Consider the following 26,165-nt stretch of genomic DNA (forward strand, 5'->3'; position numbering starts at 1 on the left):
TGTGAATCATGAAAAAATTACTTTGGGCGGAATGTCAAAAGCTTCGCCGTTCAAAGATTGTTGGGATTACAGTTTTTGCTACGGTTATGATAGCGGTTATGGTCTTTTTAGGAGGACAGGATATGTATGATGGCTCTCAGAATATAGACAATGCAGGCTGGTATATGGGTATAGCTCAACCACTGGCAACAATTTTTGTTCTTCCAGCGGTCATTGCCCTTTTGGGCAGTTATATGATTTGTCGTGAAGAACAGGAGGACACTATAAAATCTCTGCGGCTTATTCCCGTAAATGAAGTGAACTTAACCGCTGCAAAAATGATTGTTACTTTTGCGTTCAGCATACTCCTTTACTTGCTGCTCTTTGCTATAACATTTTCGGTTGAGGCCATCTTACATTTTTCTGATTTATCAACAGGAATGGTTCTAAATTTTCTGAAAGCATATTTTCTGGACGGCTTAGGTATATTCCTTGCTATCTCACCCATTATTGCTTTTGTATCGCGTATGAAAAAGGGATATTGGCTTGCACTGTTATTTGCTGAAATTTATTCTTTTGCCGGAACATTTATGAGTATGTCAAATACCCTAAAAGCTTTGTATCCTATTACGGCTGTATTTGCCATTTCTGGCTACTATGACGCATCGACATGTCAAATACTACTTAGTTGCATTAGCCTACTGCTTTGCGGGGGACTTGCCACATTAATACTTGTTGATCTGAACAAAACAACGGCAAAAATGAAATAACTTTTCAGATCTGCCAAGCGGCGGTGAATACTACGAAACCAATTTATTTATACCAAAGCTCGACACATGAAAAAAGCATAAAGAAACTCGCGTAAGTCCTTGATTTACACGAGTTTCTTGTTGGCGGAGAGAGGGGGATTCGAACCCCCGGTGCGGTTTTACACCGCACAATTGATTTCGAGTCAATCACCTTCGACCTCTCGGACATCTCTCCATATTACCTTTTACTTCTAAAAAATTTTTCTAACATTTCACTACACTGTTCATTATACATCCACTGAATATCTACCCAACGATTTAAACGTCTATTTTGTAATATATTAACCACAGAGCCACAAGCCCCCATAGTAGGATCAAAAGTGCCTATATACAGTTTATTTATTCTGCACTGTAATATAGCCCCTGCACACATAGGACACGGCTCTAAAGTAACATACATACTACAGCCAGTTAATCTCCAATTACTTAATATCTCTGATGCATTTTGAATGGCAAGCATTTCTGCATGGGCAGTAACAATTCCAACTGTCTCTTTTAAATTATGACAGCTTGATATTATTTCATTATCTTTTACTATAACAGCTCCTACTGGAACTTCACCTAATTTCAACCCTATTTTTGCCTGCCTTATGGCTTCCAGCATAAAGTCCTTCATAAAATACCCCAAAAGTTTAAGTATTTATTGCATTATGACACATATAAATTGAATAAATATAATATAAATATAAAATAAGGATATACTATAAAAAACAATGAAAATCCTCATAAAATAAACGCCCTGCAAATATAATATTTACAAGACTTATGGTGCGCCCGAGAGGAGTCGAACCTCCGGCACGCGGTTTAGGAAACCGCTGCTCTATCCTACTGAGCTACGAGCGCATATATAATCGCTACTTAACTATTTTATTATAGTTTATAATAATTGTCAATTTTTTTTAGTTAATAATTGAAAATTTAAATATATTAGTGATTATAACCTAATTATAAGGGAGGAAAAATATGATTAATGAATTAAAGAGTTTATTCTTAGCTGGAGTAGGTTCAGCTGCATATACTTATGAAAAAGCAGTAAATCTAATTTCTGAAATGGTAGAAAAAGGGAAAATAACAGTAGATGAGGGAAAACAATTATCCGAAGAATTAAAGAAAAATGCTTTAGCTAAAAAAGATCAAATAAAGCCATTAACCAAAAATGAAGTTATATCTATATTAAATAACATGAACTTTGCTTCCAAAGAAGATATCGCATCAATAAATGATAGATTAACTAAACTTGAAAATAAAATAAACAATAATGACTAAAGCCATTTTAGGCTTTAGTCATTTGAGATAACTTATGAGAAAAATATATTCACAAAGATTTAAGGAAATAGTGAAGGTACTAGCTAAGTATGGTTTTAAATTCTTAAGAGAAACTAAAACCTCCAATAAGAATAAATCTCCTGAAAATCTAAGAAAAGCTTTTGAAGAACTTGGACCTACCTTTATAAAAATAGGCCAAATACTTAGTTCAAGGCCAGACATATTGCCTTCATCCTACATTAAAGAACTTTCAAAGCTCCAAGATGATGTACTTCCAGAGAAGTATGAAGATATAGATATAGTATTTTTCAATGAATTTAATAAAAATATAAATGAATGCTTTTTATATTTTGAAAGAAATCCTATAGCCTCTGGATCAATTGCACAAGTACATAATGCAACTTTAAAAAATGGGAAAAAAGTCATTGTAAAAGTGCAGAGACCTGATATAAAACAAAAAATGGAAACAGATATATCCATATTGTATAAAATCATGAAACTTACTAAAAACAAATTTAAAGATGCACTAATAGATCCAGAAGAAGCTTTAAAAGAACTGCTCTCTTCCACTAGAAAAGAGCTGGATTTCAACCTCGAAGCAGACAACATGATAAGATTTAAAGAACTAAACAAAAACGTAAAATTTTGTTATGTTCCCTATATAATAAAAGATTTATGTGGAAGCAAAGTACTTACCATGGAAAAAATCTATGGATTTAAAATAAATAATATAGAAAAACTAGAAAAAGAGGAGTACTCCTTACAGGACTTAGGCAAAAAATTAGCCTTATGTTTTTTTAAACAAGTTTTCACAGACGGGTTCTTTCATGCAGATCCTCATCCAGGTAATTTATTGATACAAGACAACAAAATATGTTTTATTGATTTTGGAATAATGGGTTCCATTTCTCCTAGATTAAAATTACTTTTAAACGATGCAATTATGTCCATTGCCTATAAAGACACAGATAAGCTTGTATCTGTAATTATGTCCATAGGTATAAAAAAGGAATTAACTGATAGAAATAAATTGTATGAAGATGTAGAATTGTTTCTGTCAAATTATCTGTTCACTTCTCTCAAAAACATAAAAATTTCTGTACTTATAACAGAAATTTTTAAATGTGCAAAAAACAACAATATCACTTTACCTAGGGATTTAATATTATTAGTAAAAAGCTTAATTATAGTAGAAGGCTTAGTAGCTGAAATAGCTCCTGACATAGAAATTTTAGATATAGCAGTACCCTTTGTGAAAAACAATAATGAATTTTATTTTTTAAAAAATTTTGATTTAGAAAATATACTTATAGATTCTGGTAACTTCACAAAAAATTTTTTCAAACTTCCTATGAAAACTGTAGAATTAATAGACAGCATATTAAATGGAAGAGCTAAAATTCAACTAAAATTTAATAAAATAGATGATTCATTAAATCAATTAAATAAAATGGTAAATAGACTTTCTATCTCACTTATATTATGTTCTATGATTATAAGTTCTTCCTTAATTTTAAATTCAAATACAGGTCCAAAAATACATGCTGTACCTTTACTGCATGTTATAAATTTTTTATTTTTTATAATAATCGGCATTACTCTAATAATTTCAATAATTAAATCTGGAAAACTTTAAAGAGAGATTCAACTTAGGATCTCTCCTTTTATTCCATTTAAAATTCTGTACATAAGATTATCTATCATTTCATTTAAATCTTTGTTTTTTTCATTTATCAATTCATAAACAGCAACAGAACAAATTGTCCCGAATAAATCATATGCTAAAAATGAGGAATTACATGTTTTTATGTATCCCTTCTCCATAGCATCATCTAAGTAGGATTGTATATATACTATGTATTTTCTTATATATTCCCTTAATTCCAATTGTCTTACTTCTTGGCCCCAAAGTTGGCTCATAACTACCTTAAAGAAATCCCTATTTTCATAAACTAATCCCCACTGAACTTTACATACAATTTTTATTCTGTTTAAAGGATTTGTTTCATTTTGGGATTCATCTTCTATGCTTTTTCTTATTACATTCATGCCCTCTTCTATAATATATTTAAATATCTCTTCTTTACTTTTAAAATGATAGTATAATGTTCCCTTTGCTACTCCTGCATCTGCTGCTATAGCATCCATAGTAGCACCACTGTATCCATTCTTGGAAAAGACTTTTATAGCAGATTCAAAAATGGTTCTTTTAGTATTACTCATTAATACCACTCCAGATTTTTATTATATAACTGCTGACTGGTCAGTACAATTATATTTATTTACATTATACTTTTGTTATTAAAATAACTCAATAGTTTTTAATACATTAATTTTACAAAAATTATTTCTATATTAACATTATAGTGTTAAAATAAGCTGTAAATAAAATGTTTTAAGGTAGGAAAAAATGATTAAATATTTTAATAGGAAAAGTAAAAAATATGAAATAGAAAAAGTAGCAGGAGGAACTTATTTAAATTGGACTTATTCTTCCCCTTGTGGAATGAAATTATTAGAACTCATAATTAAGAAAAAAGTTTTTTCCAAATTATATGGAAACTTTTGCAATAGTAAATACAGCAAAAAGAAAATTAGTCAATTTATAAAAGACTTTAATATAGATATAAATGAATTTAGAGAAAACTATAAGAATTTTAGATGTTTTAATGACTTTTTTTCAAGATCTCTCAAAGATACTGCAAGACCTATTGATAGTAACAAAAATATATTAATATCTCCCGGGGATGGAAGATTAATGGTATATGAAAATATAGATTTAAACAAAATCGTTCAGATTAAGGGATATACATATAGTCTTTTTGATTTAATAGATGATCCCAAAATAGCTGTAAAGTTTAAAAATGGTACCTGTTTAATATTAAGACTTTGTCCTACAGATTACCATAGATTTCATTTTATAGATTCTGGTATATGTGAATCTACACATAAAATTAAAGGTAATTACTATTCTGTAAATCCAATTGCCTTAAAAAATATTGCTAATCTTTTTTGTAAAAACAAAAGAGAGTGGAGCATATTTCATTCAGACAACTTCAGTGATATACTATATGTAGAAGTAGGTGCTACCTGTGTAGGTTCTATAATTCAAACCTATTTACCTGAAGGAACTATTAAAAAAGGTGATGAAAAAGGTTACTTTAAGTTCGGTGGCTCTACAGTTATATTATTTTTTGAGCAGAACAAAGTAACTATAGATAAAGATTTGCTAAAACAATCAAATCTAGGGTATGAAACCAAAATACTTATGGGAGAGACTATAGGAACCAAATTTACTTACTAAGGATTATTTTATTTGTAGGCCTTTAATTTACAATACTTCCTAATTTTATAATGGACATTATAAAATTAGGAAGTATTGTATTATATTAAAATTTGAGTTACTATAGCAAATGTGAATAAAATACTATTTAACAAGAGAGTGAGGTGATTATAATAGAAAAAGATGTTTTTTCTTTAATAAGAACTAATTATAATAATTTATCTCCTACTCAAAAAAATATTGCGGATTATATCCTTTCAAATCCTGAAAAGGTTATTTTATATTCAATAAGCGATCTTGCAAGTGAGTGCAATACTAGTGAGCCAACTATATTTAGATTTTTAAAAAAAATCGGCTACGAATCATATCAGGTTTTTAGAATTAAAGTAGCTCAGCAAATTTCAGATAATTCAACAAAATCTATATATGGAGAAATACAACCGGATGATGATATAAATACAGTCAAGAGAAAAGTCATAGATTTAACAACTGATTCCATAAATGATTTAAATAACATCGTGGATAAACAGCAGGTTAATTTATTTATTGATACCATCATTAAGGCTAAAGAAATTATTTTTTTTGGTGTAGGGGCCTCAAATATGATTGCTGGAGATGCATATCATAAATTTCTCCAACTTGGTTTTAACGTGAAATTTTGTAACGACCCACATATTATGAATATGATAGCTTCTCACTGCCATAAAGAAGACTTAATAGTTGCTATATCACATTCTGGAGAAAGCCGTGAAATAAAAGATGCTGTTGATTTTGCTAAAGAAAATAATGCTACAATTGCTTCTATAACTAGTTATCCGCATTCAGCTTTAGCTAAAAAATCAGACATACTATTATTGAGCTCTTCTCGTGAAACAGAGTATCGTTCAGATGCTATGATATCTAGAATAAATCAGCTTGTAATAATTGATATTTTATACGTATCAGCAGTTTTACGTGTTGGTCAAAAATGTATAGATAGTATAAATAAATCAAGAGTTGCTGTGGCAAAAAACAAAACTTAAACAAAAAACTTATTTTATGATAATTACCTTTAATTATTGTAAAATAAGTTTTTTTATTGCTAAATTCGGCCCTAAAATTTGATAAAAATTTAACTATTATTGACATAAAAATTTTGAGGTAGTATATTAATCATAGTAGTAAAATTACTACTATGATTAATATACTAGTAGGAAAAATACTATCACATTTATAAATTTAATTGTTTTTACCATTAAATTTATAAGCTATATTTCTTAGTTTTAAGTAAACGTTTCATTAAAAACAAAATATATTTGTAAATCACTTATTATTCAAATTGGAGGGGAAAAATATGAAAAAAAATGTTGGATTTATAGGACTTGGAATAATGGGAAGACCTATGGTATTAAATCTTATGAAGTCAGGACATAAAGTAACTGTATACGATATAAACGAAAGTGCTGTTGAGAAGTTAGTGCATGAAGGCGCAGTCGCTGCCAAATCTCCAAAAGAAACATCAGAAAATAAAGATATAATCTTTACAATGCTTCCAAATTCAAAGCATGTAGAAGAAGTTGTTTTAGGTGCAAATGGTGTAATTGAAAGTACAAAAAAAGGTTCAGTTATAGTTGATATGAGTTCAATTTCACCAGTAGTTTCAAAAAAAATTGCAGATGAAGTTAACAAAAAAGGTGTTGAGATGTTAGATGCTCCAGTAAGTGGAGGAGAAACAGGAGCTATAGATGGTACCCTTGCAATAATGGTAGGTGGAAAAGAAGAAGTTTTTGACAAAGTTAAAGATGTACTTCATGATATGGGAAAAACAATTACACTAGTTGGCGACAATGGCTGTGGTTGTACTGCAAAATTAGCTAATCAAATTATGGTAAACTTAAACATTGCTGCAATGAGTGAAGCACTAGTTTTTGCTGCAAAAGCAGGTATTGATATCGAAAAAATGTATAACGCTATACGAGGTGGACTTGCCGGAAGTGCTGTATTAGATCAAAAAGTTCCAAGAATACTTGATAGGAACTTCGTACCCGGTGGAAAAATTTCTATCAATCTTAAAGATATAACTAATGTCATGGAAACTGCCCATGATATAGATGTTCCACTTCCTTTAACAGGTGAATTATTAGAAATATTCCATGCTCTTAAAGCAGACGGAAAACAAAATGATGATCACGGCGGTATAGTTCAGTTTTATGAAAAAATCGCAAATGTTCAAGTTAAAAGGAGCTGAGATTATGAGTAATAATAAAATATTAGCTAAAGAAGCTTTTAATAATATACCTGAAGTAAATACAGAAGTTGTAGATAAAATGCTTAATAAAGAATTGAAAGATTTAAATAAAAAAATAGTAGTACTTGATGATGATCCAACAGGTGTGCAAACTGTTCATGATATTTCAGTTTACACTGATTGGTCATTGGACAGCATTGAAAATGGTTTTAAAGAAGAAAATTCAATGTTTTTTATCTTAACAAATTCAAGAGGTTTTACTGCAGCTGAAACGGAAAAAGCACATAAGGAAATATCTTTAAATATTTCAAAAGTAGCTAAAAAACTTAATAAAGATTTTATTATAATTAGCAGATCAGATTCAACCCTTAGAGGACACTATCCTCTTGAAACAGAAATTTTAAAACAAACTGTAGAAGCAAATTCTGATGTTAAATTTGATGGAGAAGTATTAATGCCATTTTTCAAAGAAGGTGGTAGGTTTACCATTAATAACATTCACTATGTTCAAGATGGTGAATACTTAGTACCAGCTGGTGAAACTGAATTTGCAAAAGACAGAACTTTTGGATATACAAAATCTCATTTAGGCGAATATATTGAAGAAAAAACAAAGGGAACTTTTAAAACAAAAGATACAACTTACATATCACTTGAGGATATTAGATCTTTAAATATAGAAGGTATTACAAAACAATTGCTTGATGTGAAGAATTTCAATAAGGTGGTAGTCAATGCTGTAGATTATATAGATGTTAAAATATTTGTCACAGCTTTAGTAAAATCAATAAAATCAGGTAAAAACTTCATGTACAGAAGTGCAGCTGCTTTAACCAAAGTACTAGGTGGCGTAAGTGACAAAAACTTACTAACTAGAGATGAACTTATTAAAGTAGATTCTAAAAATGGAGGATTAATAATAGTTGGTTCTCATGTTAAAAAAACTACTGAACAGTTAGAAGAATTAAAGAAATGCCCATTCATAGAATTTATTGAATTTAACTGTCATCTTGTTTTAGATTCTGAAAAGTTTGAGGCAGAAGTACAAAGAATTATTGAAAAAACAGAAAAACTTATTGCATCTGGTAAAACTGTAGCAGTTTACACTTCAAGAAAGAGAATAGACCTTGGTGAAAATAAAAAAGAAGAAGAGTTAAAACTTTCTGTTAAAATTTCAGATGCAGTAACAAGTATTATAGAAAAATTAAATGTAAGGCCTAATTATATTGTCGCTAAAGGTGGAATTACATCAAGCGACGTAGGAACGAAAGGTCTTAAAGTAAAAAGAGCAACTGTAGCCGGACAGATAAAACCAGGAATACCTGTTTGGACTACAGGAGCTGAAAGTAAATTTCCTGGAATATCATATGTTATATTTCCAGGGAACGTAGGAACTAAGACAACTTTAAGAGAAGCAGTTGAAATTTTAAATAAATAATTTAAAGAGGATTAGGAGAGAAAATATGTTAGTTAATATGAAGCCGCTCCTTGAAGATGCAAGGTTAAAAAAGTATGCTGTTGGTTCATTTAATGTGTATAACTATGAAACTATAAAAGGTGTAATCCAAGCTATAAAAAATCAAAAAATACCTGCTGTAATTGCTTTCGGTGAGAAATATTTAAAAAATATGGATGTTGATTCTGTATATAACCTAGTAAACACTTTATCAAAAAATATTGATGTACCTTTTGCCTTACATTTGGATCACTGTAAAAGTTTAGAAAACATATATAGAGCTATAAGGGCAGGATTTACTTCAGTAATGTATGATGGTTCAGCACTACCCTATGAAGAAAATATTGCAAATACTTTAAAAGTAGTTGAAGTAGCTCATGCATGTAATGTATCCGTAGAGGCTGAGTTAGGTTCTTTAGCATCAGGATTAAATTCTCACGAAGGAAAACTAGATGATGAGGAAATTTATACAAGCCCTGCTAAATCACAGGATTTTGTAAGAAGAACGGAAATTGATGCACTTGCAGTATCCATAGGAACAGTACATGGAATGTATAAAGGTATCCCAAATATAAGGGTAGATATCTTAAAAAAAATAAAAGAAAAAGTAAACATTCCATTTGTACTTCATGGAGGTTCAGATACACCTGAAGAAAAATTAAGAGATTGTATAGCAAACGGAATATGTAAGGTAAATGTTAATACTGAAATATCAATGTATACTGTAGAAAAAATAAGACAAGCATTAAATGACGGTAACAACTATCATTTATCTGACATATCTTTGATGGAGATAAATTTCGTTGAAGATATTGTAAGTAGGTATATTAAAATTTTTAGTTAATATTTTAATATATCATATAGCTTAATAAATTAATATATGGAATGACTCATGCCATTCCATATGTTATATTACGCATTATGTAAACGATGCAACAAATATTATCAATAGTATGGAGGTAAAGATATGCCAATAATAATAGTAGGTATAGGTGTTTTATTATTACTTTTATTGATGGTAATTTTAAAGATAAATAGTTTTATTTCTTTAATTATAGTTTCTGTTTTGGTTGGTATTATGGAAGGAATGCCTTTAGTTAAAGTAGCAACTTCTGTTAAAAGCGGTTTAGGGGGAACCTTAGGCTCATTAGCACTTGTTCTTGGCTTTGGAGCCATGCTTGGAAAACTTATGGCAGATTGTGGTGCAGCCCAAAGAATAGCTGTTACTCTCATAGCTAAGTTTGGTAAAAAAAGAGTTCAGCTTGCAGCAGTTCTAACTGGTTTTGTAGTTGGGATAACATTATTTTATGAAACTGGATTTATAATATTAATACCACTCGTGTTTACTATTGCTGCAGAAGCCGATGTGCCAGTGTTATATGTTGGTTTACCACTAGTTTCTGCGCTCATAACTGCTCACGGATTTCTACCACCTCACCCGGGTCCAACAGCAATAGCCGGAATATTTAAAGCTAATTTGGGTAAAACATTGCTATATGGACTACCTCTTGCATTTCTATCAGTTATTGTAGGAGGACTCTTATTTACAAAGACATTTAAAAAAGAGTATTTGAATTGTGATATTCCTAAGGCACTTTTTAATCCAAAACACTTTACAGAAGAAGAAATGCCAGGGTTTAAGATAAGTTTATTTACAGCAATTATTCCAGTTATATTAATGTCATTTCAAGCTATTATTGAAATTTTTGCACCAAAGTCTTTTATTGTATCTTATGCTTCATTCTTTGGAGATCCATCTATAGCCCTTTTAATAACTGTCATAGTAGCTATGTTTACTTTTGGAATTAATAGGAGAAGAAAAATTGATGATGTTATGAAATCAATTGCAGACTCTGTATCTTCAATAGCAATGATACTTCTTATCATAGGTGGAGGTGGCGCTTTTAAACAAGTACTTGTAGATAGTGGGGTTGATAAATATATTGCTCATATTATGCAAGGAACTTCTCTTTCGCCATTACTATTAACATGGCTTATAGCAGCTGTTTTGAGAGTAGTTCTTGGATCTGCAACAGTTGCAGGTATGACAGCAGCAGGTATATCCGCACCACTTATAGCAATAACTAATGTGAGTCCAGAACTTATGGTCATTGCAACTGGAGCAGGAAGTTTAATATTTTCACATGTTAATGATGCAGGATTCTGGATATTTAAGGAATATTTTAATCTTTCTATAGGTAAAACCGTCAGGACTTGGTCGGTTATGGTTACTATAGTTTCAGTTTTAGGATTAATAGGTGTACTTGTTTTAAATATGATTGTATAATTAAAATGGATACATAAAAGGTGTATGTAAGTTATTTATATGCACCTTTTGTTTGTTAAATATATGGAATTGGGGAACAAATAATAATGTTTTTTAGTGATGAACAAATATGATTTAAAAAATGAAAATATGTAAGGAGAACCTAATTATGCTTAAATATAAATGGTGCATATGTGATATGGATGGAACACTTCTCAATTCCAAGGAAGTTATATCAGAAGAAAATGAAGCCGCATTAAAAAAACTTCAACAAAATGGAGTAGAAGTGATTATTGCTTCTGGAAGAATAGATCTTTTAATGAAGCCCTTTATAAAGCAATTAAATTTAGAAGGAAATATAATATGTTGTAATGGAGGACTCATTAAGAATATAACGACTGAAAAAATTGTTTATTCAAAAACAATAGATAAAAATATAGTAAAAGAAATAATATTATATTGTTTAAAAAATAATATTGGTTTTCTAGTTTATACTAATAATATGGTATATTCCAGTAAGAAAAATTATAAGGTAGAGAACTATGAAAATATAAATAAATCTGCACCTCCTAGCTTGCAGATACCAATAGAATACATAGATAATTCTACAGTTGAATATCTAGAAAAAGTGGACGTGTTTAAAGTTTTATTGATTTCTGATACTGAAGGCGTAAAATTATTAAAAGGTTATTTTTCGAAATATAAAAGCCTTACTGCCGTTAGTTCGCTTGATGGCCTGCTAGATGTAATGGCATCGAATATTTGTAAAGGTAGTGCATTAAAGATTTTATCTAAAAAATTCGGAATGGATTTAGACAAGGTTATTGTATTTGGTGATAACTATAATGACATTGAGATGTTTGAATGTGCTGGAATGCCTATAGCTATGGGAAATGCTGTAGAAAGTATTAAAATGAAGGCAAAATATGTAACTAAATCCAATAATGAATCTGGAATAGCCTATGCTATCAATAATTTTATACTAAACAAATAGTTTTATACAAAGCGGATAGTTAAATTTATCCGCTTTTGTATGCTACAAATTTAGGAAATTCAACTCTCTTATAAAAAAATTCTAGAAGTTTTTATATAAAAGAAGTTTATGAATTAATACATTTTCTTTTTACAGGAATCCATACTTCACACTTATATTCCCCCTGCTTTTTATCATTCCAAAAATTCTTTTCAATACATGGACCTTCCACTTGTTCAAATCCAGAAGAAGGAAACCATTCAGAATATATACGTCTCCATATATCCTGTATAATCAAGTTATCTGGCATAGTTCCATGACCTTCAAATACTGCCCATGTAAGTTTAGGTATCTCAAGTATGGTAAATTCATCTGATATCTCAGTTTTAGGCATTTCATGTCCCATCATATATTTTCTTGTACCGTCTTCTTTAAAGTCATAATGAAATCCATCCAATAAGGTACCTTTAGGATTACCTAATATTTCATTAATTCTGTCATGTGTTCCATCTTCAAAAATCTTACTGATGAATTTCGGTATTTCTCTATAAGCAGCATCATTAACTTTAGTTGTCATAAAACCTATTCCAAAAGCTTTAAAAGCTTCCTTTTCTACTATTCTATAAATCATTTCGCATTCTCCTTTTATTGATATTTGAAATGAGATTTTTGGAAAGGCTTTAATTTTTCCATTAAACTTTTTTAAAGCTGATGGCGATATTCCATGAAGCCTTTGAAATGCTTTAGTAAACGCTTCTGGGCTCTCATAACCATATTTTAATGCCACATCAATAACTTTTTTATCTGTTGAAGCTAATTCTTCTGCAGCAAGAGTTAGCCTCCGATTTCTTATATATTGGCTTACAGTGACCCCTGTTAATGCATAAAACATACGTTGAAAGTGATATCGTGATGAACATGCAACCTTTGATATATCTTCTATATTAAGTTCCATATCTAGATTGTTTTCAATATATTCAAGTGTATTATTTAGCAGCTTAATTGTATCCAAAGATCTCATCTCCTTTTAAAATCATTATATAAGAATTAGGGAATATACTCCTGTGTTTTTGTGCTTTACTTTGTCTTATGACATAAAACATACTTTTGCTTATTCATCCTTTATACCATATTCAAGGATATATTTAAAATTCAAACATAAAAAACACTGTAAAATTCTTTTGAATAATACAGTGTTAAAATAATTGTTTACTTTTTTACGTAATTAGTACTAATCTTTTTCAGCAGCTTCTGCATCTGCTTTAGTGACATGAACTGTATTTCGTGGATGCTGAGGAGGTGCATAAATAGCATATACTTTAAGGGCTTTATCCCCTGTGTTGATAACATTATGCCATGTACCTGCAGGTATCATTATTGCAAAGTCATCATATACTTTTTTCTGAAAGTTTAAATTATATTTACTTTTTCCCATTTTAACAAGTCCCTGGCCTTCTTCAATGCGTATGAATTGGTCAACATTTGGATGAATTTCTAAACCAATATCATCACCAACATTGATGCTCATTAATGTAACTTGTAGATGCTTTCCTGTCCATAAAACAGTACGAAAAGTATTATTTTGTTTAGCTGCTTTATTAATGTTAACTACAAAGGGTTGTGATCCATAATCTTTCAATTGAATTGATCCATTACTCCTTGATAATTGTGAAGCTTCAAGTCTTGAATCATCCTCAATTTCATCATCAAAAGGAATATAAGGATCATTAAATTGTCTCAAATAATTTGGGTCATACAAAGGACATGGATAAGCATTATACATTTGTGTATTAATGCAGTCACTGCATGGATACTTTCTATAATTATTATACATATTGTTCCTTTCTTTCATAGTCTTACGAAATTATAATATGTTTTAGTCCTTCAAAATGTGATTAAATACAAAAATCCCTTGGAATCAAGAATTTAGACTTCAAGGGTTTTGTATTATTAGTATTCAGTTTTATTAAATATTATTAAATTAATAACATTAGACATTACTAAACAAAATAGTTATTCAGATCCTACTTAATATCAAACAAACATATTCAATATCAAAATACATATTAATCCTGTTACTGATAAAATAGTTGATAACAAAGTCCAGGTTGAAAATGTTTCCTTCATACTGAAACCAAAGTATTCTTTAACCATCCAGAATCCTGCATCGTTTACATGAGAGGCTATCGCACTTCCACATCCGGTTGCAAGTGTTACTAAAGCCAAATTAACATGGCCACAACTAGCAAGCATTGGAATAACTAGACCTGATGTTGATAAAGCCGCTACAGTTGCAGACCCTAAAGAAATACGTAATATTGCTGCAACTATCCATGCAAGTAGTATAGGCGATATAGAACTTCCACTGAATAACGTAGCTATATATTTACCAACACCTCCATCAATAAGTACTTGTTTAAAAGCACCACCGCCGCCAATAATTAAAATCATCATTCCAATTGATGCAGCTGCAGCCGAGCAGGAAACTCCCACTTGCTTAATTGGAATTTTCCTTCCTATTCCCATTGTATATACTGCAACTATTAAAGATATAAGCATTGCAGTGTCTGGATTACCAATAAAGCTAACAATAGTAAAAAACGAATTTTCTTTAATTCCTGCTGTTTTTTGTACCATTGAAATTATTGTGGAAATCATCATCAAAATAACAGGAAACATTGCTGTTAATAAACTAATTCCAAAACCAGGTGTTTCTTCTATTTTAAATGTTTTTTGTTCGCCTAAAGATTCAATATTCCCAGTTTTTTCAAAAGCACTTGGTATAATTTTTTTAGCAACTTTAGTAAATACTGGTCCTGCCATAATAACACACGGTATTGCTACAATAATACCATATAATAAAACCGTTCCAATGTCTGCTCCATATGCTCCAGCTATTACTGTTGGTCCTGGATGCGGAGGTAGAAAGCTGTGTGTTACTAATAAAGCTGCAAGCATAGGAATTCCTAAATATATTGGAGGAATTTTTAATTCTCTTGCAATAGAAAATACAATTGGAATTAATAAAACTAATCCTACTTCAAAAAACATTGCTATACCAACAACAAATGAAGCAACTACAACAGCCCACTGAATTCGTTTTACACCAAACTTGTTAATTAAAGTCATGGCAATGCGATGTGCTCCGCCTGAATCAGCAACTAATCTACCAAGCATGGCACCAAGACCAAATATTAAAGCTATATGGCCAAGCGTTCCACCCATACCATTTTCGATGCTTGCAACAATTTTCCCAAGAGGTATGCCCAACCCCAAAGCTACAGCAAATGAAACAATCAGCAGTGAAAGAAATGTGTTTAATTTAAATTTTGAAATTAATATTATTAAGAATAATACACCTATTCCTACCATTAATAATGGCATAATATATTCCCCCTAACATCTTTAGTTTTTAAACATAAAACAGTGATTATTTTTTAGTTAACGCTTTCTTACCAGCTTCAAGAACTTCAATAATTTTATCTACATCATATACGCTTCCTCTCCAAGTTCCACCACTGACAGATTGAAGTGCTGCCCACAATCTTGTATCATCTGGAAGATCTGCATCAGGCTTAAGATCTGGATGAAGCTTGCGTGATTCTAATACTTTAGCTGCTTCTTCATAAGAAAGTTTGTTATCTTCAGTTCCAATGAAATTAATTGATCCCTCAAGTTTGTTAGTGTCAACTATTATTTCAATAACATCTTCATCTCTTAATTTTCCGATAGGACCTCCTGCTAATGCTTCAGGACCTACATGTCCAAAACAAGCCCCTGTAGAAACACCAGAAAAACGTGCATCCGTAATTAGAGAAACATGTTTACCAAAAGATAAATGTTTTAAAGCAGAAGTTAACTGATATGTTTCTTCCATCCCAGTTCCCATTGGGCCTCCGCCCATCACAATCATTATGTCACCAGCCTTGATTTTTCCCACATCTTTAAGTGCTTTAATAGCTGCCTTTTCAGATGTGAAAACTTTAACTTTTCCAGTATGTCTAAATATTCCATCATCACCTATAACTGATGGATCAATAGCCGTTGATTTTACTACTGAGCCTTCAGGTGCAATATTTCCTACAGGAAAAGTTACTGTTGATGTTAATCCTCTTTCTTTTGCCTGACTTGGGTTCATGATAATTTCATCAGGATTAATTTTATCCACTTCAAGCAGACGTTTTCTACACTCAACACGTCTTTCGGATTTTTCCCACCAATCAAGGTTATTTCCAAGTGTTTCTCCTGTAACAGTAAGAACATCTTCATGCAGCAAACCAAGTTTTCTTAAATGAAGCATAACTTCAGGAACTCCACCTGCTAAGAATGCACTTACTGTTGGATAATTAACTGGTCCCATAGGAAGAACACTCACTAAACGAGGCACTTTCTTATTAATTCTTGCCCAATCTTCCACAGTAGGAATTTTACAGTTAGCAGCATGTGCAATTGCTGGGAGATGAAGAAGCAAGTTTGTTGATCCTCCAAAAGCAGCATGAACTACCATGGCATTTTCGATTGCTTTATCTGTAATAATATCCTTTGTTGTTATTCCATTATCTGCCATATCTAAAACTGCTTTAGCTGATTGTCTAGCAATTTCTTTCCATATTTGCTGACCAGAAGGTGCTAAAGCAGAGTGAGGCAACGCTATTCCAAGTGCTTCAGCAATAACTTGAGAAGTACCGGCTGTACCTAAGAATTGACATCCTCCACCAGCAGAAGCACAAGCATTACATCCACGTCGGCAAGCATCTTCTAATGAAAGTTCATTATTTGCAAATCTGACTCCAATAGTCTGAATAGTTCCTGCATCCTCCCCGTCTATAGCTTTAAGTGTTGCACCACCAGGAACAATAATAGTTGGCAAATCATGCATAGATGCTAGTGCCATCATCATGGAAGGCAGTCCTTTGTCACATGAAGCTACTCCCATTACTGCACGGCGTGTTGGCAGTGAACGAATTAAACGGCGACATACTATTGCTGCATCATTACGATAAGGAAGAGAGTCAAACATTCCAGTTGTACCCTGACTACGGCCATCACATGGATCTGTTACATATGCAGCGTAAGGAACGCCTCCAAGTTTCTTTATTTCTTCAGCTGCTGCTCTCATTTGTAATCCTAATTCAAAGTGACCTGTATGTAACCCTACAGCAATTGGAGTACCATCATTATCACGAATTCCTCCTTGATTGCTAAGTATTAACACGTCGCCACCCAGGAGTTTAGATGGTTCCCATCCCATACCAGCATTTAAAGTCATTCCAAATATATTTCCGCTAGGTGAATCTTTTAGCAATTCCGGGGTAAGTGGAAGTGAACCTTTGGGTCCTTCTGCATGAGTTTGAATCTCATATAAAGACTTATCTTCTCCACCATAAATTGATTTTAACGACATAATAATCCTTCCTCTCTATGATTTAAAAATCTTTTATTTTATATAGTAACTTTTAATAAATTGCAGCAGATTATTTTGAAATTATATTATCAATTTCTTCCATAAGCTTTTTAATTGAATTGGTTTGTTTTTCGTCAGCTTGCAGAAGAGGAGTTTTGCAGTAGTCTTTAATATCCAAACCTTTGAACATCATGGCTTTTTTTACAATTGGAATAAAGCATTTACTAATTTCATATAGTGCTGCTAACTTATCAACACAATTTTGAATTTCAGCTGTTTTATCCATGTTTTTCTCATTAACTGCTTTTACCCAATCTACAAAAATCTCTGGATAAAGATTGGAAAGTGCGCTAATACATCCGCTGCCACCAGAAAGAATATTACGAACAAAGTTTTCATCAAATCCTGAGAATACCTCAAAGTCAGGGAACTCATTCTGTACGGTTTGGATTAATTTTCTAGTATGTCCCATTTCGGATACTGTATCTTTATAACCAACAATGTTGCTGTGTTTTCTCAATAAATTAAGTGTTAATTCTGGTGATAAATCATGTCCTGTTCTGTCAGGGTAATTATATAAATAAATATTACCTTTTACAGATTCTGCTACTTTCCCATAGTAAAATTCCAAACTTTCATCCGTTAGACTAAAATAATATGGACTGATAATTATAATATCATCTGCTCCAGCATCAATGGCATAATTAGAAAGTTCAATTGTATCTTCTATTGTCATGCAACCTGTTCCAATAATAAGTTTTGTCCTTTTATTTACATAGGAAACAGCAAGATCAATTAATTCCTTCCTTTGTTCAGTAGACATAGCATAGAACTCACCTGAACTGCCCATAATAAGCAGGCCGTCTATTCCTGCGCTTATGAGATAGTCATAAATATTTTTATTTGCCTGGATATCTAAGTTTCCATTAGTATCAAATGCAGTAACAACTGGTGTTATAAATCTAGCTTTTTTCATATATGTTTTCCCCCTTAGTAACAATTAGACTAAATACAAAGCCTAATTTGTAATTGTTTACATGTATTTTAAATAGTTAACTTAACTATTTAATAATTCATAAAAATAGTTAAAGCTTTTATCTATACTTAAGTAATAATTTAAAATTTTTAGTGATACCTTAATAACTTATGGGATTATTCCTCCTTCCATGTTTACGTATATACAAATCTTATTTGTTTATACGAATACTATAGTTAAATAATATCACAATTTTTTGTCATGTCAAGGTAATATTTGGGCATTATTGTAGAATTAAAAAAATAGAGACATTTTTCTTGATATTTTAATTGAAGTGCTTTTATAGAAATATTTATTTTTATATGTATAAATGGAGATTGAATATTACTAATAAGGCATTTATAATTGTTATTGTATAACAAAGTTTTATAAAAATTTGAATGGTGGTTGTAAATATGGCACATAAACCAACGGAAAGAGTGTTAAATATATTAAATCTTTTGTCAGTCAAACCTAAAGGCTTAACATTAACAGAGATTTCTGAAGCAATTGATGTACCAAAAAGCACTCTTTATCCTATTATCCAGACAATGTTAGAACGTAATTTTCTTTCTCTTGAAAAAAACTCTCTAAAATATTCAATAGGAATTTCCACTTTTTGTATTGGAGCATCCTATTCACGAAATAAAAATATGTTAGATTTTATACAAAAAATAATGAAGAACATTGTCAGTAATATCAATGAAACCTGTCAAATGGGTATTCTTGATGGAAACAATGTACTTTATATATTAAAAGAAGATCCTATAAAAGATATTGATATTCGACTTATTTCATATGTAGGGAAACGAATACCCGCTTATTGTACAGCATTAGGAAAAGCCCTATTAAGCGAATACAGTATTGAAGAAATAAAAACACTTTATCCTGATGGCTTAAAACCCATTACAAAAAATACTATAACAAATTTTTCTGTTTTAGAAGTGGAATTAAAAAAGATTAGAGAAACTCATGTTGCAACAGAAGTTGAGGAAGTAACAGAATTTTTACGCTGCTACGCTGTTCCCCTGACATCAAAAGGAAAAACAACCGCAGCTATCAGCATAAGTATTCCAACTTTCCGAGCTACTGAGGAGAAAAACAAGCTTGCAATTGAATTATTATTAAATGCAAAAGAACAAATTGATGCTGTTAATTTGAATTAAGTCTTATCAGCACTAATAATGCTATTTAACGGAATCAACCGATAAGGTGTCTTTAAACAATAGTCTTTATACCCTGGAAGATCTCTTAAAAGCACTTCTTCCTCATTCTTTATCCTTAATATATTCATTGGCACAGAGAGAAGGAAAGGTAGTACTGCCCAATAAGAACCAAGTGCAAGAGGAGTAAATAATAACATTAATATCATCCCTAAATACATTGGATGGCGAACTATGGAGTATGGGCCTGTTGTTATAACATGCTGTTCTTTTTCGACATGTATAATAGTAGATGCATAGCTGTTTTGATTATGGTTTCCACTAGCAAGCCCACAGTGGACTTGCACCACCAAGTTGCCGCCCATGCTAGGCTCACAAAAAAAATAAAGGGTCATTTTTATTGACTCTTTATTTTTTATATCTATTCAACTGTTGTTTCAGCCTTATTTACAACATCTGAAAGTTGTTGAGTAGGTGAATCATAAGGATTATTCCAGCCTCTGTTTATAACCAACTCGGTAAGTGCTGAATGACCACCAACTACTTGATTAAGACTAGATGCATAAAGTGCTCTTAATTCTGGTGTTGTACTTGTCATCGTTGCATTTAAATAAGCATCTGCTGCACCTTTAGCAGAAGAAAGCATACTTCCTGATATAACTTCATCATTTATATCAGTAGTATTTTTAACTATGTTGTTTAAAATACTTGCCATATAATTTTACCTCCTTTATCTTCTTGTAATATCATTCTCATTAATAAATTGTTCCAATCCTTTAATTCTACCTTCAGCCGCCAATATACCTGATTTTGCTTGCTTTTTTAATTCATCATCTTTTATAAGCGATTGCATTGCTCGTGAAACTGCTAACCCATCACTCTCAAACTTCAATAGTCCTGTTAATGAAAGTATTTCTCCTTCAGCAAGTTTTCTCATTTTGAAACCTCCATTCTATAGTTAATACATTGATTTCTCCATTAGTATGTGTAATTTATATAATACTAAACATAGAACTAAGATTTATAGTTTTTTATCAAGTCAATATCGGCTTTGAATCAATCCATATCATCCCGGAGTGCGTCAATAATATTTTCCTTTTTTATTTTTCTAATAGAATACAGCATTGTAATGAACACTATAAAGAACACGCCAAGCACACTGATTCCGATACTGGCCCACGGCATCACAAAACTTCCACTTTCGCTGCCATTCATTTCTTTGTGCATGAACCATGAGAATATGATTGCCAGGGGAAGCCCGAAGAGCAGTGCCTTCATGCCATAAAAGATACACTCGAAATTCATCATCTTTTGGAAATCGTGGTCGGACATTCCCACAGAGCGAAGCATTGCAAGCTCACGTCTGCGCATCTTGATGTTCGTGGAAATTGTGTTGAACACATTGGCAACTGCAATCAGTGAAATCATAATTATAAAAGCATAGGAAAACACATCGGCAATGAATATCATATTGCGGCTCTGATCAAGCGCTCCAGACATATTCAAAAGGATGTACGGGCTTGTAATTCCCATATCCTGAACTATCTCTTTCATTTTATCCGATGACTTCGATGGGTTCTTTGACTGAAATGTCATGCCCTTAGTTATAATATCTGCAGGAGTACCAGTGGCATTAAACTTTTCTTTGAGTGAATATGGGGCAGTCACATAAATCCCACCTGATTTTTGTTTTATGTCTGTTAAGATAGGAGGTGTATCAAGCGGCACAAAATTGTTCATAAATGTAATACTTGCATTATATCCCTGTTTCATCTCCGGCTTGCCATTTGTTTTGGGAAAAATGGTAAAATTACTGGCAGAACTCTTGAACACATTTTGAATTTGGCTGGCCGTTTTCTGATTGTCGTGGCTGTCCACTTTGGCAACGCCGATTAATTTCGCATTTTGTCCGGTATATTTATCTGTAGGCAAACCTAAACTTTTGACAATCTTCAGATAGGTACTGTCATCTAAAAATTGGATTTGCACTGGCAGATTCACCGTTTCGTTTGGCGAATGTGGACCTAAAGATTTCTTGTAGGCGTCTGAAAGATCACTGCCCTTGGCAGCACAGAAATAATTCATAACAACTTGATACGAACTTTCGTCAACACCATCGACGTTTTTTAGTTTGCTATAAAGCTGCAGCATTTCGCTGTCTTTCATATCATGTGTGCCAAAACCGACATCACTATTAGTAACCTCTTTTGCACCTGCCGACGCCTGTTTCAAATCTATTACAAGGGAACTGGTCGATATAAACAGCACTACGCTTAAAACAAGTGACAGCACAATGCTGCTGTAGCGCTTTTTGTTCCTCTTAAAGTTCTTTAATGCAAGAGTTCCCTCCAAGCCGTAAATACGCTCCGCAAGTTTTGACGTTTTCACAGCTTTGGATTCGATTTTGATATCGTTCGTCTGACGAATACACTCCATAACTGGCATATTGGCAGCTTTGCGAGCTGGAATATCTGCCGAAATCAGGATTGTGATCATGCTGGTCACTACTGCTGCAATGATTGCGGGAGCGGACACTGTCAATGTCAAAGGTACATTGGCGAAAAGAACGTTTGCGAAGTTTTTGGCGACGATACTAATCGCAAGTTTGATGCTGGCTATACCAATGATAACACCAATCGGGATACCAATAGCACCAATACAAAGTCCTTCAAACAGCACTGAATGGCGCAGTTGCTTTGGGGTAGCTCCCACCGATGAGAGAATCCCGAATTGGTGTGTGCGCTCGTTCAAGGAGATGTTGAATGAATTATAAATCAGAAAAATAGAACCAATCATAATTATGATGAGTACAATGGCACCGGCTGAGTACAAAAATGCATTGAACACCTTATCGCTTGGATCGTTTGAAAGAGCAATGAAACGCAGCACATCACTATTAAAGATGTAAGCATGACCTTCAGCTGCATTTTTTGCATAAGTATGAGCCTTAAACGGTTTTTTTAGCGTGACAAACAAGGTGAGATTATTTGGTGTGTCTGCTGCATCTGCAGTTGTAATTGCGGTATATCCAGGCACAGAATATTCATCAAAGTGAGGCGTTTCGCAGAAACCGACCACTGTATAAGTTTTCTCTGTTTTTGGCACAAGAGTTTCTTTCCCGGAAATGTAAGGGTCATGTTGACCAAGACTTTTGTTTCCACTCATGCGGCTTCCAATAGCAAGGGTAAGTGTGTCACCCACACGTAACTTAACGCCATCTTTTATTACAACTCTCTCAGGAACAACAATCTCTCTGTTGTTTTTTGGCAACCTGCCGGCACACAATGTGATGGGGAGAGCATTGAATGTTTTCTTGCTGAATCCGGCGATAAAAAAATACGGTTTGCTAAGAATTTTTCCACCATTAAGTTTTGCGTAGCCAATATTTTTAAATGATGTGGTGTTTGCAACTTTGTTGTTACTTGCCTGCTTCGCTGCGAAAGAAGAATCCACATCCTCAAATTTGATGTGCCAGCCGCCGTATTTGTGAGCCTCACCGTTTGACATATAGTTCAGCAGTGAAACGCCAAAAGTGACGACTGCCGTAATCAAGGCAGCAGACAGTACAACTCCGATAATCGTTACAATTGTTCGTGTGCGGCTCTTTTTCATGCCTTGCAAGGCAACTTTGTTGAAAATGTTCATGGTCTCACCTTCTCGTCTCGCACTACTTTGCCGTCCGATATACCGATAATACGATCTGCTTGCAAAGCGATGTTTTCATCATGTGTAACAACGATAAGTGTCTGATTGTATTTTTTATTGCTTTCTTTAAGAAGCTTTATAATTTCATGTCCATTTCGGCTGTCCAAACTACCCGTTGGCTCGTCGCCAAGCATGACCGCCGGGGCGTTCATTAAAGCACGTCCTATTGAAACACGCTGCTGCTGACCGCCCGAAAGCTGATTAGGTAAATGTGTTTCTCGGCCCTTTAGCCCAAGCAACTCCAGCAATTCATTCAGCCTCTTCTTATTAACATTCCGTTTGTCCATCAGTATAGGCAATGTGATGTTTTCCACCACATTCAGAGTGGGAATGAGGTTGTGAAACTGGTAAATCAGTCCAACCTGACGCCTGCGGAAGATGGCAAGTTTTTCATTGTTCTGGTCATATACATCCTGACCCTCCAAATATATCTTTCCGCTTGTTGGCACATCCACACCAGCTATAGCATGCAGCAGAGTGGACTTGCCAGAGCCAGAGGAACCGATAATTGAAGTAAATCCTCCTTTTTCTATTGTAAGCGAAACATGGTCAAGCGCAGTAACCTGATTCTCACCAGTGCCGTAGACCTTGCATAAATTTTCAATTTTTAAAAACTCCATTATGTGAGCCTCCCTTTTCATGTTTTACCTATATAATAGAACTTTCAACTTACATCTCTGTGACTTTAAGGTGAGAGATTCGTCACTTTGGGAAACGAAGGTCAAACATGGCGCCGCCCTGTGGGTGATTTTTGGCGGTAATCGTCCCGCTCTGACGTGTTATAATCATCTTGCAGAGAGCGAGTCCAATCCCGTATCCTGTGGCACTTGAGTTTTTCCCACGATAGAATCTGTCAAACAGGCAGGGTAAATCTCCTTTTTCAAAGCCTGCACCGCTGTCGTGGATGGTAATCTCGGTAAACAATGGGTTGTCCGTGCAGACAATCTCAATCTTCCCGTCATCGCCTGCACTTTCCATACAATTTTTGATGATGTTTTGAATTGCTTCCGAAAGCCAACCAAAATCGCCCTGAATTATTATCCCTTTCGGCACGTCTATTTGCAAATCAATATCGTGCAGTTCCATTTGGATCAAAAGCGGGTGAATCGCAGCACTTATCAAAGTATTCACATCTACCTGTTCACATTTAAAAACCACAATGCCTGCATCCAGGCGGGATAATTTGAGAAGGGAAGTAAGCAGCCAATCCATCTGCACAAACAATTCCTTTGTTTCCCGTATCAATGCTTTCCGTTCATTTTCGTCAGGGTTATTCTCTAATAATGATAAAATGAGGTTTACGGATGTGAGAGGGGTGCGGAGTTGATGAGCTATGTCGGCCAGCGAATCAGCAAGATGTTCTTTTTCTTTTTTCAGTGCATCATTTTGCTCTCGAATACGCAGCGTCATTTTTGTTATCTCGCTTTGCAGAATGGAAAGTTCGCCCTCATCTAATTCACAAATATACAGATGATCAGCATTATGAAGCACAATATCGATTTGATCTGAAATTTGGGCAATGCTTTTATATCGGGCTTTGGTAAATGCAAAAAACGCTATTCCAAAGGCTGAAGCAGAAGCAATGGCAAGAATTCCAGCTGCCACATTAATTGCAAATCCCAACGTAACAGCGGCTGCGGCTATTAAGAAGAACAAAATAGCAAACTTTCTAAATTCTCTATTCCGAAACATACCCATCCCCCAATCTATATCCAGTCCCACGAACTGTCAGAATTATTTGCGGGCTTGCTGGGTTGTTCTCTATCTTCTCACGCAGACGTTTAATGTACACGGTCAATGTATTGTCATTGACAAACTCGCCCGCAGCGTCCCACAATTCGTCAAGCAGCTTGCTTCTCGTGATAATACTTTTGGGGTTATTAATAAACACCAGAAGTAAGCGATATTCTAAAGCTGAAAGAAAAACTTCGCTACCGTCCTTTTTTACAACACCGCTTGCCATATCGACATGAAGCCCATGGATTTCAAAAGCTGATGGAGAACATCCGCTTTTTCGCAGGGCGGTTCTAATTCGTGCTATCAGTTCGCGCGGACGAAAAGGCTTGGTAATATAGTCGTCTGCGCCCATGTTAAGCCCAGTAACAACACTCGCCTCATCGCCGGAAGCCGTCAGGAAGATAACGGGAACATCCTGCACTTCTTTGATTTCCGTGCAAACTGTAAAGCCATTTCCGTCAGGCAAAGAAATATCTACAAGTGCTAGGTCAAATTTATTCCCAGCAAGCATGGCAATGGCATCACTATGCGTAGGGGCGTGAGTGACTGTAAACCCTTCTGAGCGAAGCAAAAGCACAAGGTTTCTGGCAATTGTATTATCGTCCTCAACCAAAAATATCCGTTTCATTTATTTTCGCCACCCTTTACTTTACTATTCCTATATCGTCCGTCAGCCGGTTTTTCAGCGTGAGCAGGAAGAAGCCATGTATTTCCCATTTTTTCAGCTCCTTTAATCCGTCCAGCAGAGCAATAATACACTACCATTCTGTCTGTAATTTTCCAATTTTTAGATGCTTCTTTTGTTGTTATATAATCCACGCATAGCACCTCCATAATTTTATTATATTTCCTTTAAAAGAAATATACAAGCTGAGTATAAAT

General features: G+C 33.4%; 26 protein-coding genes and 2 tRNA genes. 11 read left to right on the plus strand and 17 right to left on the minus strand.

Going from position 1 to position 26,165, the window contains the following annotated elements:
- The first annotated feature begins 8 nt into the window (after positions 1-8).
- On the plus strand, positions 9-749 hold the full coding sequence (locus CLRAG_RS09765) for an ABC transporter permease (RefSeq protein WP_065078270.1): 741 nt from the start codon (positions 9-11) through the stop codon (positions 747-749).
- Positions 750-870: 121 nt separating this feature from the next.
- Here the strand turns inward: CLRAG_RS09765 and CLRAG_RS09770 are convergent.
- The 3 genes from CLRAG_RS09770 to CLRAG_RS09780 form a co-directional block, all read right to left on the minus strand.
- A tRNA-Ser gene (locus CLRAG_RS09770) sits at positions 871-963 on the minus strand.
- A 3-nt stretch (positions 964-966) separates the two neighbouring features.
- Positions 967-1,404 carry a nucleoside deaminase gene (locus CLRAG_RS09775; RefSeq protein ID WP_065078271.1) on the minus strand — a complete coding sequence of 146 codons (438 nt, stop codon included), beginning with the start codon at positions 1,402-1,404 and terminating at the stop codon, positions 967-969.
- A gap of 150 nt (positions 1,405-1,554) precedes the next feature.
- Positions 1,555-1,631: transfer RNA gene (locus tag CLRAG_RS09780), tRNA-Arg, on the minus strand.
- Positions 1,632-1,751: 120 nt separating this feature from the next.
- Here CLRAG_RS09780 and CLRAG_RS09785 point away from each other — a divergent pair.
- Both CLRAG_RS09785 and CLRAG_RS09790 read left to right on the plus strand, forming a co-directional pair.
- Positions 1,752-2,054: a phasin family protein gene (locus CLRAG_RS09785; protein ID WP_063601844.1), complete on the plus strand. Its 303-nt coding sequence runs from the start codon at positions 1,752-1,754 to the stop codon at positions 2,052-2,054.
- Positions 2,055-2,088: 34 nt separating this feature from the next.
- Entirely contained in the window at positions 2,089-3,690 is a 1,602-nt protein-coding gene (locus tag CLRAG_RS09790) for an ABC1 kinase family protein (RefSeq protein ID WP_065078272.1), read from the plus strand.
- 8 nt (positions 3,691-3,698) lie between these two features.
- On the opposite strand, the gene CLRAG_RS09795 is transcribed toward CLRAG_RS09790, so the two are convergent.
- A complete protein-coding gene (locus CLRAG_RS09795; RefSeq protein WP_065078273.1) occupies positions 3,699-4,277 on the minus strand; it encodes a TetR/AcrR family transcriptional regulator in 579 nt (192 codons plus the stop codon).
- 187 nt (positions 4,278-4,464) lie between these two features.
- Here CLRAG_RS09795 and CLRAG_RS09800 point away from each other — a divergent pair, with 187 nt between their 5' ends.
- The 7 genes from CLRAG_RS09800 (at position 4,465) to CLRAG_RS09830 (ending at position 12,280) form a co-directional block, all read left to right on the plus strand.
- A complete protein-coding gene (locus CLRAG_RS09800) occupies positions 4,465-5,358 on the plus strand; it encodes a phosphatidylserine decarboxylase (RefSeq protein ID WP_065078274.1) in 894 nt (297 codons plus the stop codon).
- A 143-nt stretch (positions 5,359-5,501) separates the two neighbouring features.
- Complete coding sequence (locus CLRAG_RS09805; RefSeq protein WP_023162512.1) at positions 5,502-6,359, plus strand: MurR/RpiR family transcriptional regulator; 858 nt, start codon at positions 5,502-5,504, stop codon at positions 6,357-6,359.
- Positions 6,360-6,670: 311 nt separating this feature from the next.
- Positions 6,671-7,564 (plus strand): 2-hydroxy-3-oxopropionate reductase, encoded by an 894-nt coding sequence (gene garR / locus CLRAG_RS09810; protein WP_065078275.1) that lies wholly within the window; start codon positions 6,671-6,673, stop codon positions 7,562-7,564.
- Positions 7,565-7,568: 4 nt separating this feature from the next.
- Positions 7,569-9,002, plus strand: coding sequence for a four-carbon acid sugar kinase family protein (locus CLRAG_RS09815; protein ID WP_065078276.1), 1,434 nt, complete (start codon positions 7,569-7,571; stop codon positions 9,000-9,002).
- A gap of 25 nt (positions 9,003-9,027) precedes the next feature.
- Complete coding sequence (locus tag CLRAG_RS09820; protein ID WP_065078277.1) at positions 9,028-9,864, plus strand: class II fructose-bisphosphate aldolase; 837 nt, start codon at positions 9,028-9,030, stop codon at positions 9,862-9,864.
- 123 nt (positions 9,865-9,987) lie between these two features.
- Positions 9,988-11,307 (plus strand): gluconate:H+ symporter, encoded by a 1,320-nt coding sequence (locus CLRAG_RS09825; RefSeq protein ID WP_065078278.1) that lies wholly within the window; start codon positions 9,988-9,990, stop codon positions 11,305-11,307.
- A 148-nt stretch (positions 11,308-11,455) separates the two neighbouring features.
- Positions 11,456-12,280 carry a Cof-type HAD-IIB family hydrolase gene (locus CLRAG_RS09830; protein ID WP_065078279.1) on the plus strand — a complete coding sequence of 275 codons (825 nt, stop codon included), beginning with the start codon at positions 11,456-11,458 and terminating at the stop codon, positions 12,278-12,280.
- Between the two features lie 106 nt (positions 12,281-12,386).
- Here the strand turns inward: CLRAG_RS09830 and CLRAG_RS09835 are convergent, their stop codons facing one another.
- From CLRAG_RS09835 to CLRAG_RS09855, 5 genes are all read right to left on the minus strand, one after another.
- Positions 12,387-13,271 (minus strand): AraC family transcriptional regulator, encoded by an 885-nt coding sequence (locus CLRAG_RS09835; protein WP_065078280.1) that lies wholly within the window; start codon positions 13,269-13,271, stop codon positions 12,387-12,389.
- A 219-nt stretch (positions 13,272-13,490) separates the two neighbouring features.
- A complete protein-coding gene (locus CLRAG_RS09840; RefSeq protein ID WP_065078281.1) occupies positions 13,491-14,093 on the minus strand; it encodes a cupin domain-containing protein in 603 nt (200 codons plus the stop codon).
- A 200-nt stretch (positions 14,094-14,293) separates the two neighbouring features.
- Complete coding sequence (locus tag CLRAG_RS09845; protein ID WP_065078282.1) at positions 14,294-15,643, minus strand: GntP family permease; 1,350 nt, start codon at positions 15,641-15,643, stop codon at positions 14,294-14,296.
- 46 nt (positions 15,644-15,689) lie between these two features.
- Entirely contained in the window at positions 15,690-17,663 is a 1,974-nt protein-coding gene (locus CLRAG_RS09850) for a YjhG/YagF family D-xylonate dehydratase (RefSeq protein WP_065078283.1), read from the minus strand.
- A gap of 70 nt (positions 17,664-17,733) precedes the next feature.
- The gene (locus tag CLRAG_RS09855) at positions 17,734-18,639 is read right to left on the minus strand and encodes a dihydrodipicolinate synthase family protein (protein ID WP_065078284.1); all 906 of its coding nucleotides are present in this window, start codon (positions 18,637-18,639) and stop codon (positions 17,734-17,736) included.
- Between the two features lie 455 nt (positions 18,640-19,094).
- Between CLRAG_RS09855 and CLRAG_RS09860 the strand changes: the two genes are divergently transcribed.
- Positions 19,095-19,844 (plus strand): IclR family transcriptional regulator, encoded by a 750-nt coding sequence (locus CLRAG_RS09860; protein ID WP_065078285.1) that lies wholly within the window; start codon positions 19,095-19,097, stop codon positions 19,842-19,844.
- Here the strand turns inward: CLRAG_RS09860 and CLRAG_RS20170 are convergent.
- The 8 genes from CLRAG_RS20170 to CLRAG_RS09900 form a co-directional block, all read right to left on the minus strand.
- On the minus strand, positions 19,841-20,206 hold the full coding sequence (locus CLRAG_RS20170) for a methyltransferase family protein (protein ID WP_083985658.1): 366 nt from the start codon (positions 20,204-20,206) through the stop codon (positions 19,841-19,843). The genes CLRAG_RS09860 and CLRAG_RS20170 overlap by 4 nt on opposite strands.
- A 56-nt stretch (positions 20,207-20,262) precedes the next feature.
- Positions 20,263-20,556, minus strand: a complete 294-nt coding sequence (locus CLRAG_RS09870) for a spore coat protein (RefSeq protein ID WP_065078286.1) — start codon at positions 20,554-20,556, stop codon at positions 20,263-20,265.
- Positions 20,557-20,571: 15 nt separating this feature from the next.
- Entirely contained in the window at positions 20,572-20,778 is a 207-nt protein-coding gene (locus CLRAG_RS09875) for a YvdQ family spore coat protein (protein ID WP_065078287.1), read from the minus strand.
- A 119-nt stretch (positions 20,779-20,897) separates the two neighbouring features.
- A complete protein-coding gene (locus CLRAG_RS09880) occupies positions 20,898-23,486 on the minus strand; it encodes an ABC transporter permease (protein ID WP_065078288.1) in 2,589 nt (862 codons plus the stop codon).
- Positions 23,483-24,166 carry an ABC transporter ATP-binding protein gene (locus CLRAG_RS09885; RefSeq protein WP_065078289.1) on the minus strand — a complete coding sequence of 228 codons (684 nt, stop codon included), beginning with the start codon at positions 24,164-24,166 and terminating at the stop codon, positions 23,483-23,485. Before CLRAG_RS09885 ends, CLRAG_RS09880 begins: the two co-directional genes overlap by 4 nt.
- 82 nt (positions 24,167-24,248) lie before the next feature.
- Positions 24,249-25,238 (minus strand): sensor histidine kinase, encoded by a 990-nt coding sequence (locus CLRAG_RS09890; protein ID WP_065078290.1) that lies wholly within the window; start codon positions 25,236-25,238, stop codon positions 24,249-24,251.
- Positions 25,225-25,911, minus strand: a complete 687-nt coding sequence (locus CLRAG_RS09895) for a response regulator transcription factor (protein WP_065078291.1) — start codon at positions 25,909-25,911, stop codon at positions 25,225-25,227. Before CLRAG_RS09895 ends, CLRAG_RS09890 begins: the two co-directional genes overlap by 14 nt.
- The gene (locus CLRAG_RS09900) at positions 25,908-26,102 is read right to left on the minus strand and encodes a helix-turn-helix domain-containing protein (protein WP_065078292.1); all 195 of its coding nucleotides are present in this window, start codon (positions 26,100-26,102) and stop codon (positions 25,908-25,910) included. Before CLRAG_RS09900 ends, CLRAG_RS09895 begins: the two co-directional genes overlap by 4 nt.
- Positions 26,103-26,165: the final 63 nt, after the last annotated feature.

The organism is Clostridium ragsdalei P11, assembly GCF_001675165.1.
In the GTDB taxonomy this organism is placed as follows: Bacteria; Bacillota; Clostridia; order Clostridiales; family Clostridiaceae; genus Clostridium_B; species Clostridium_B ragsdalei.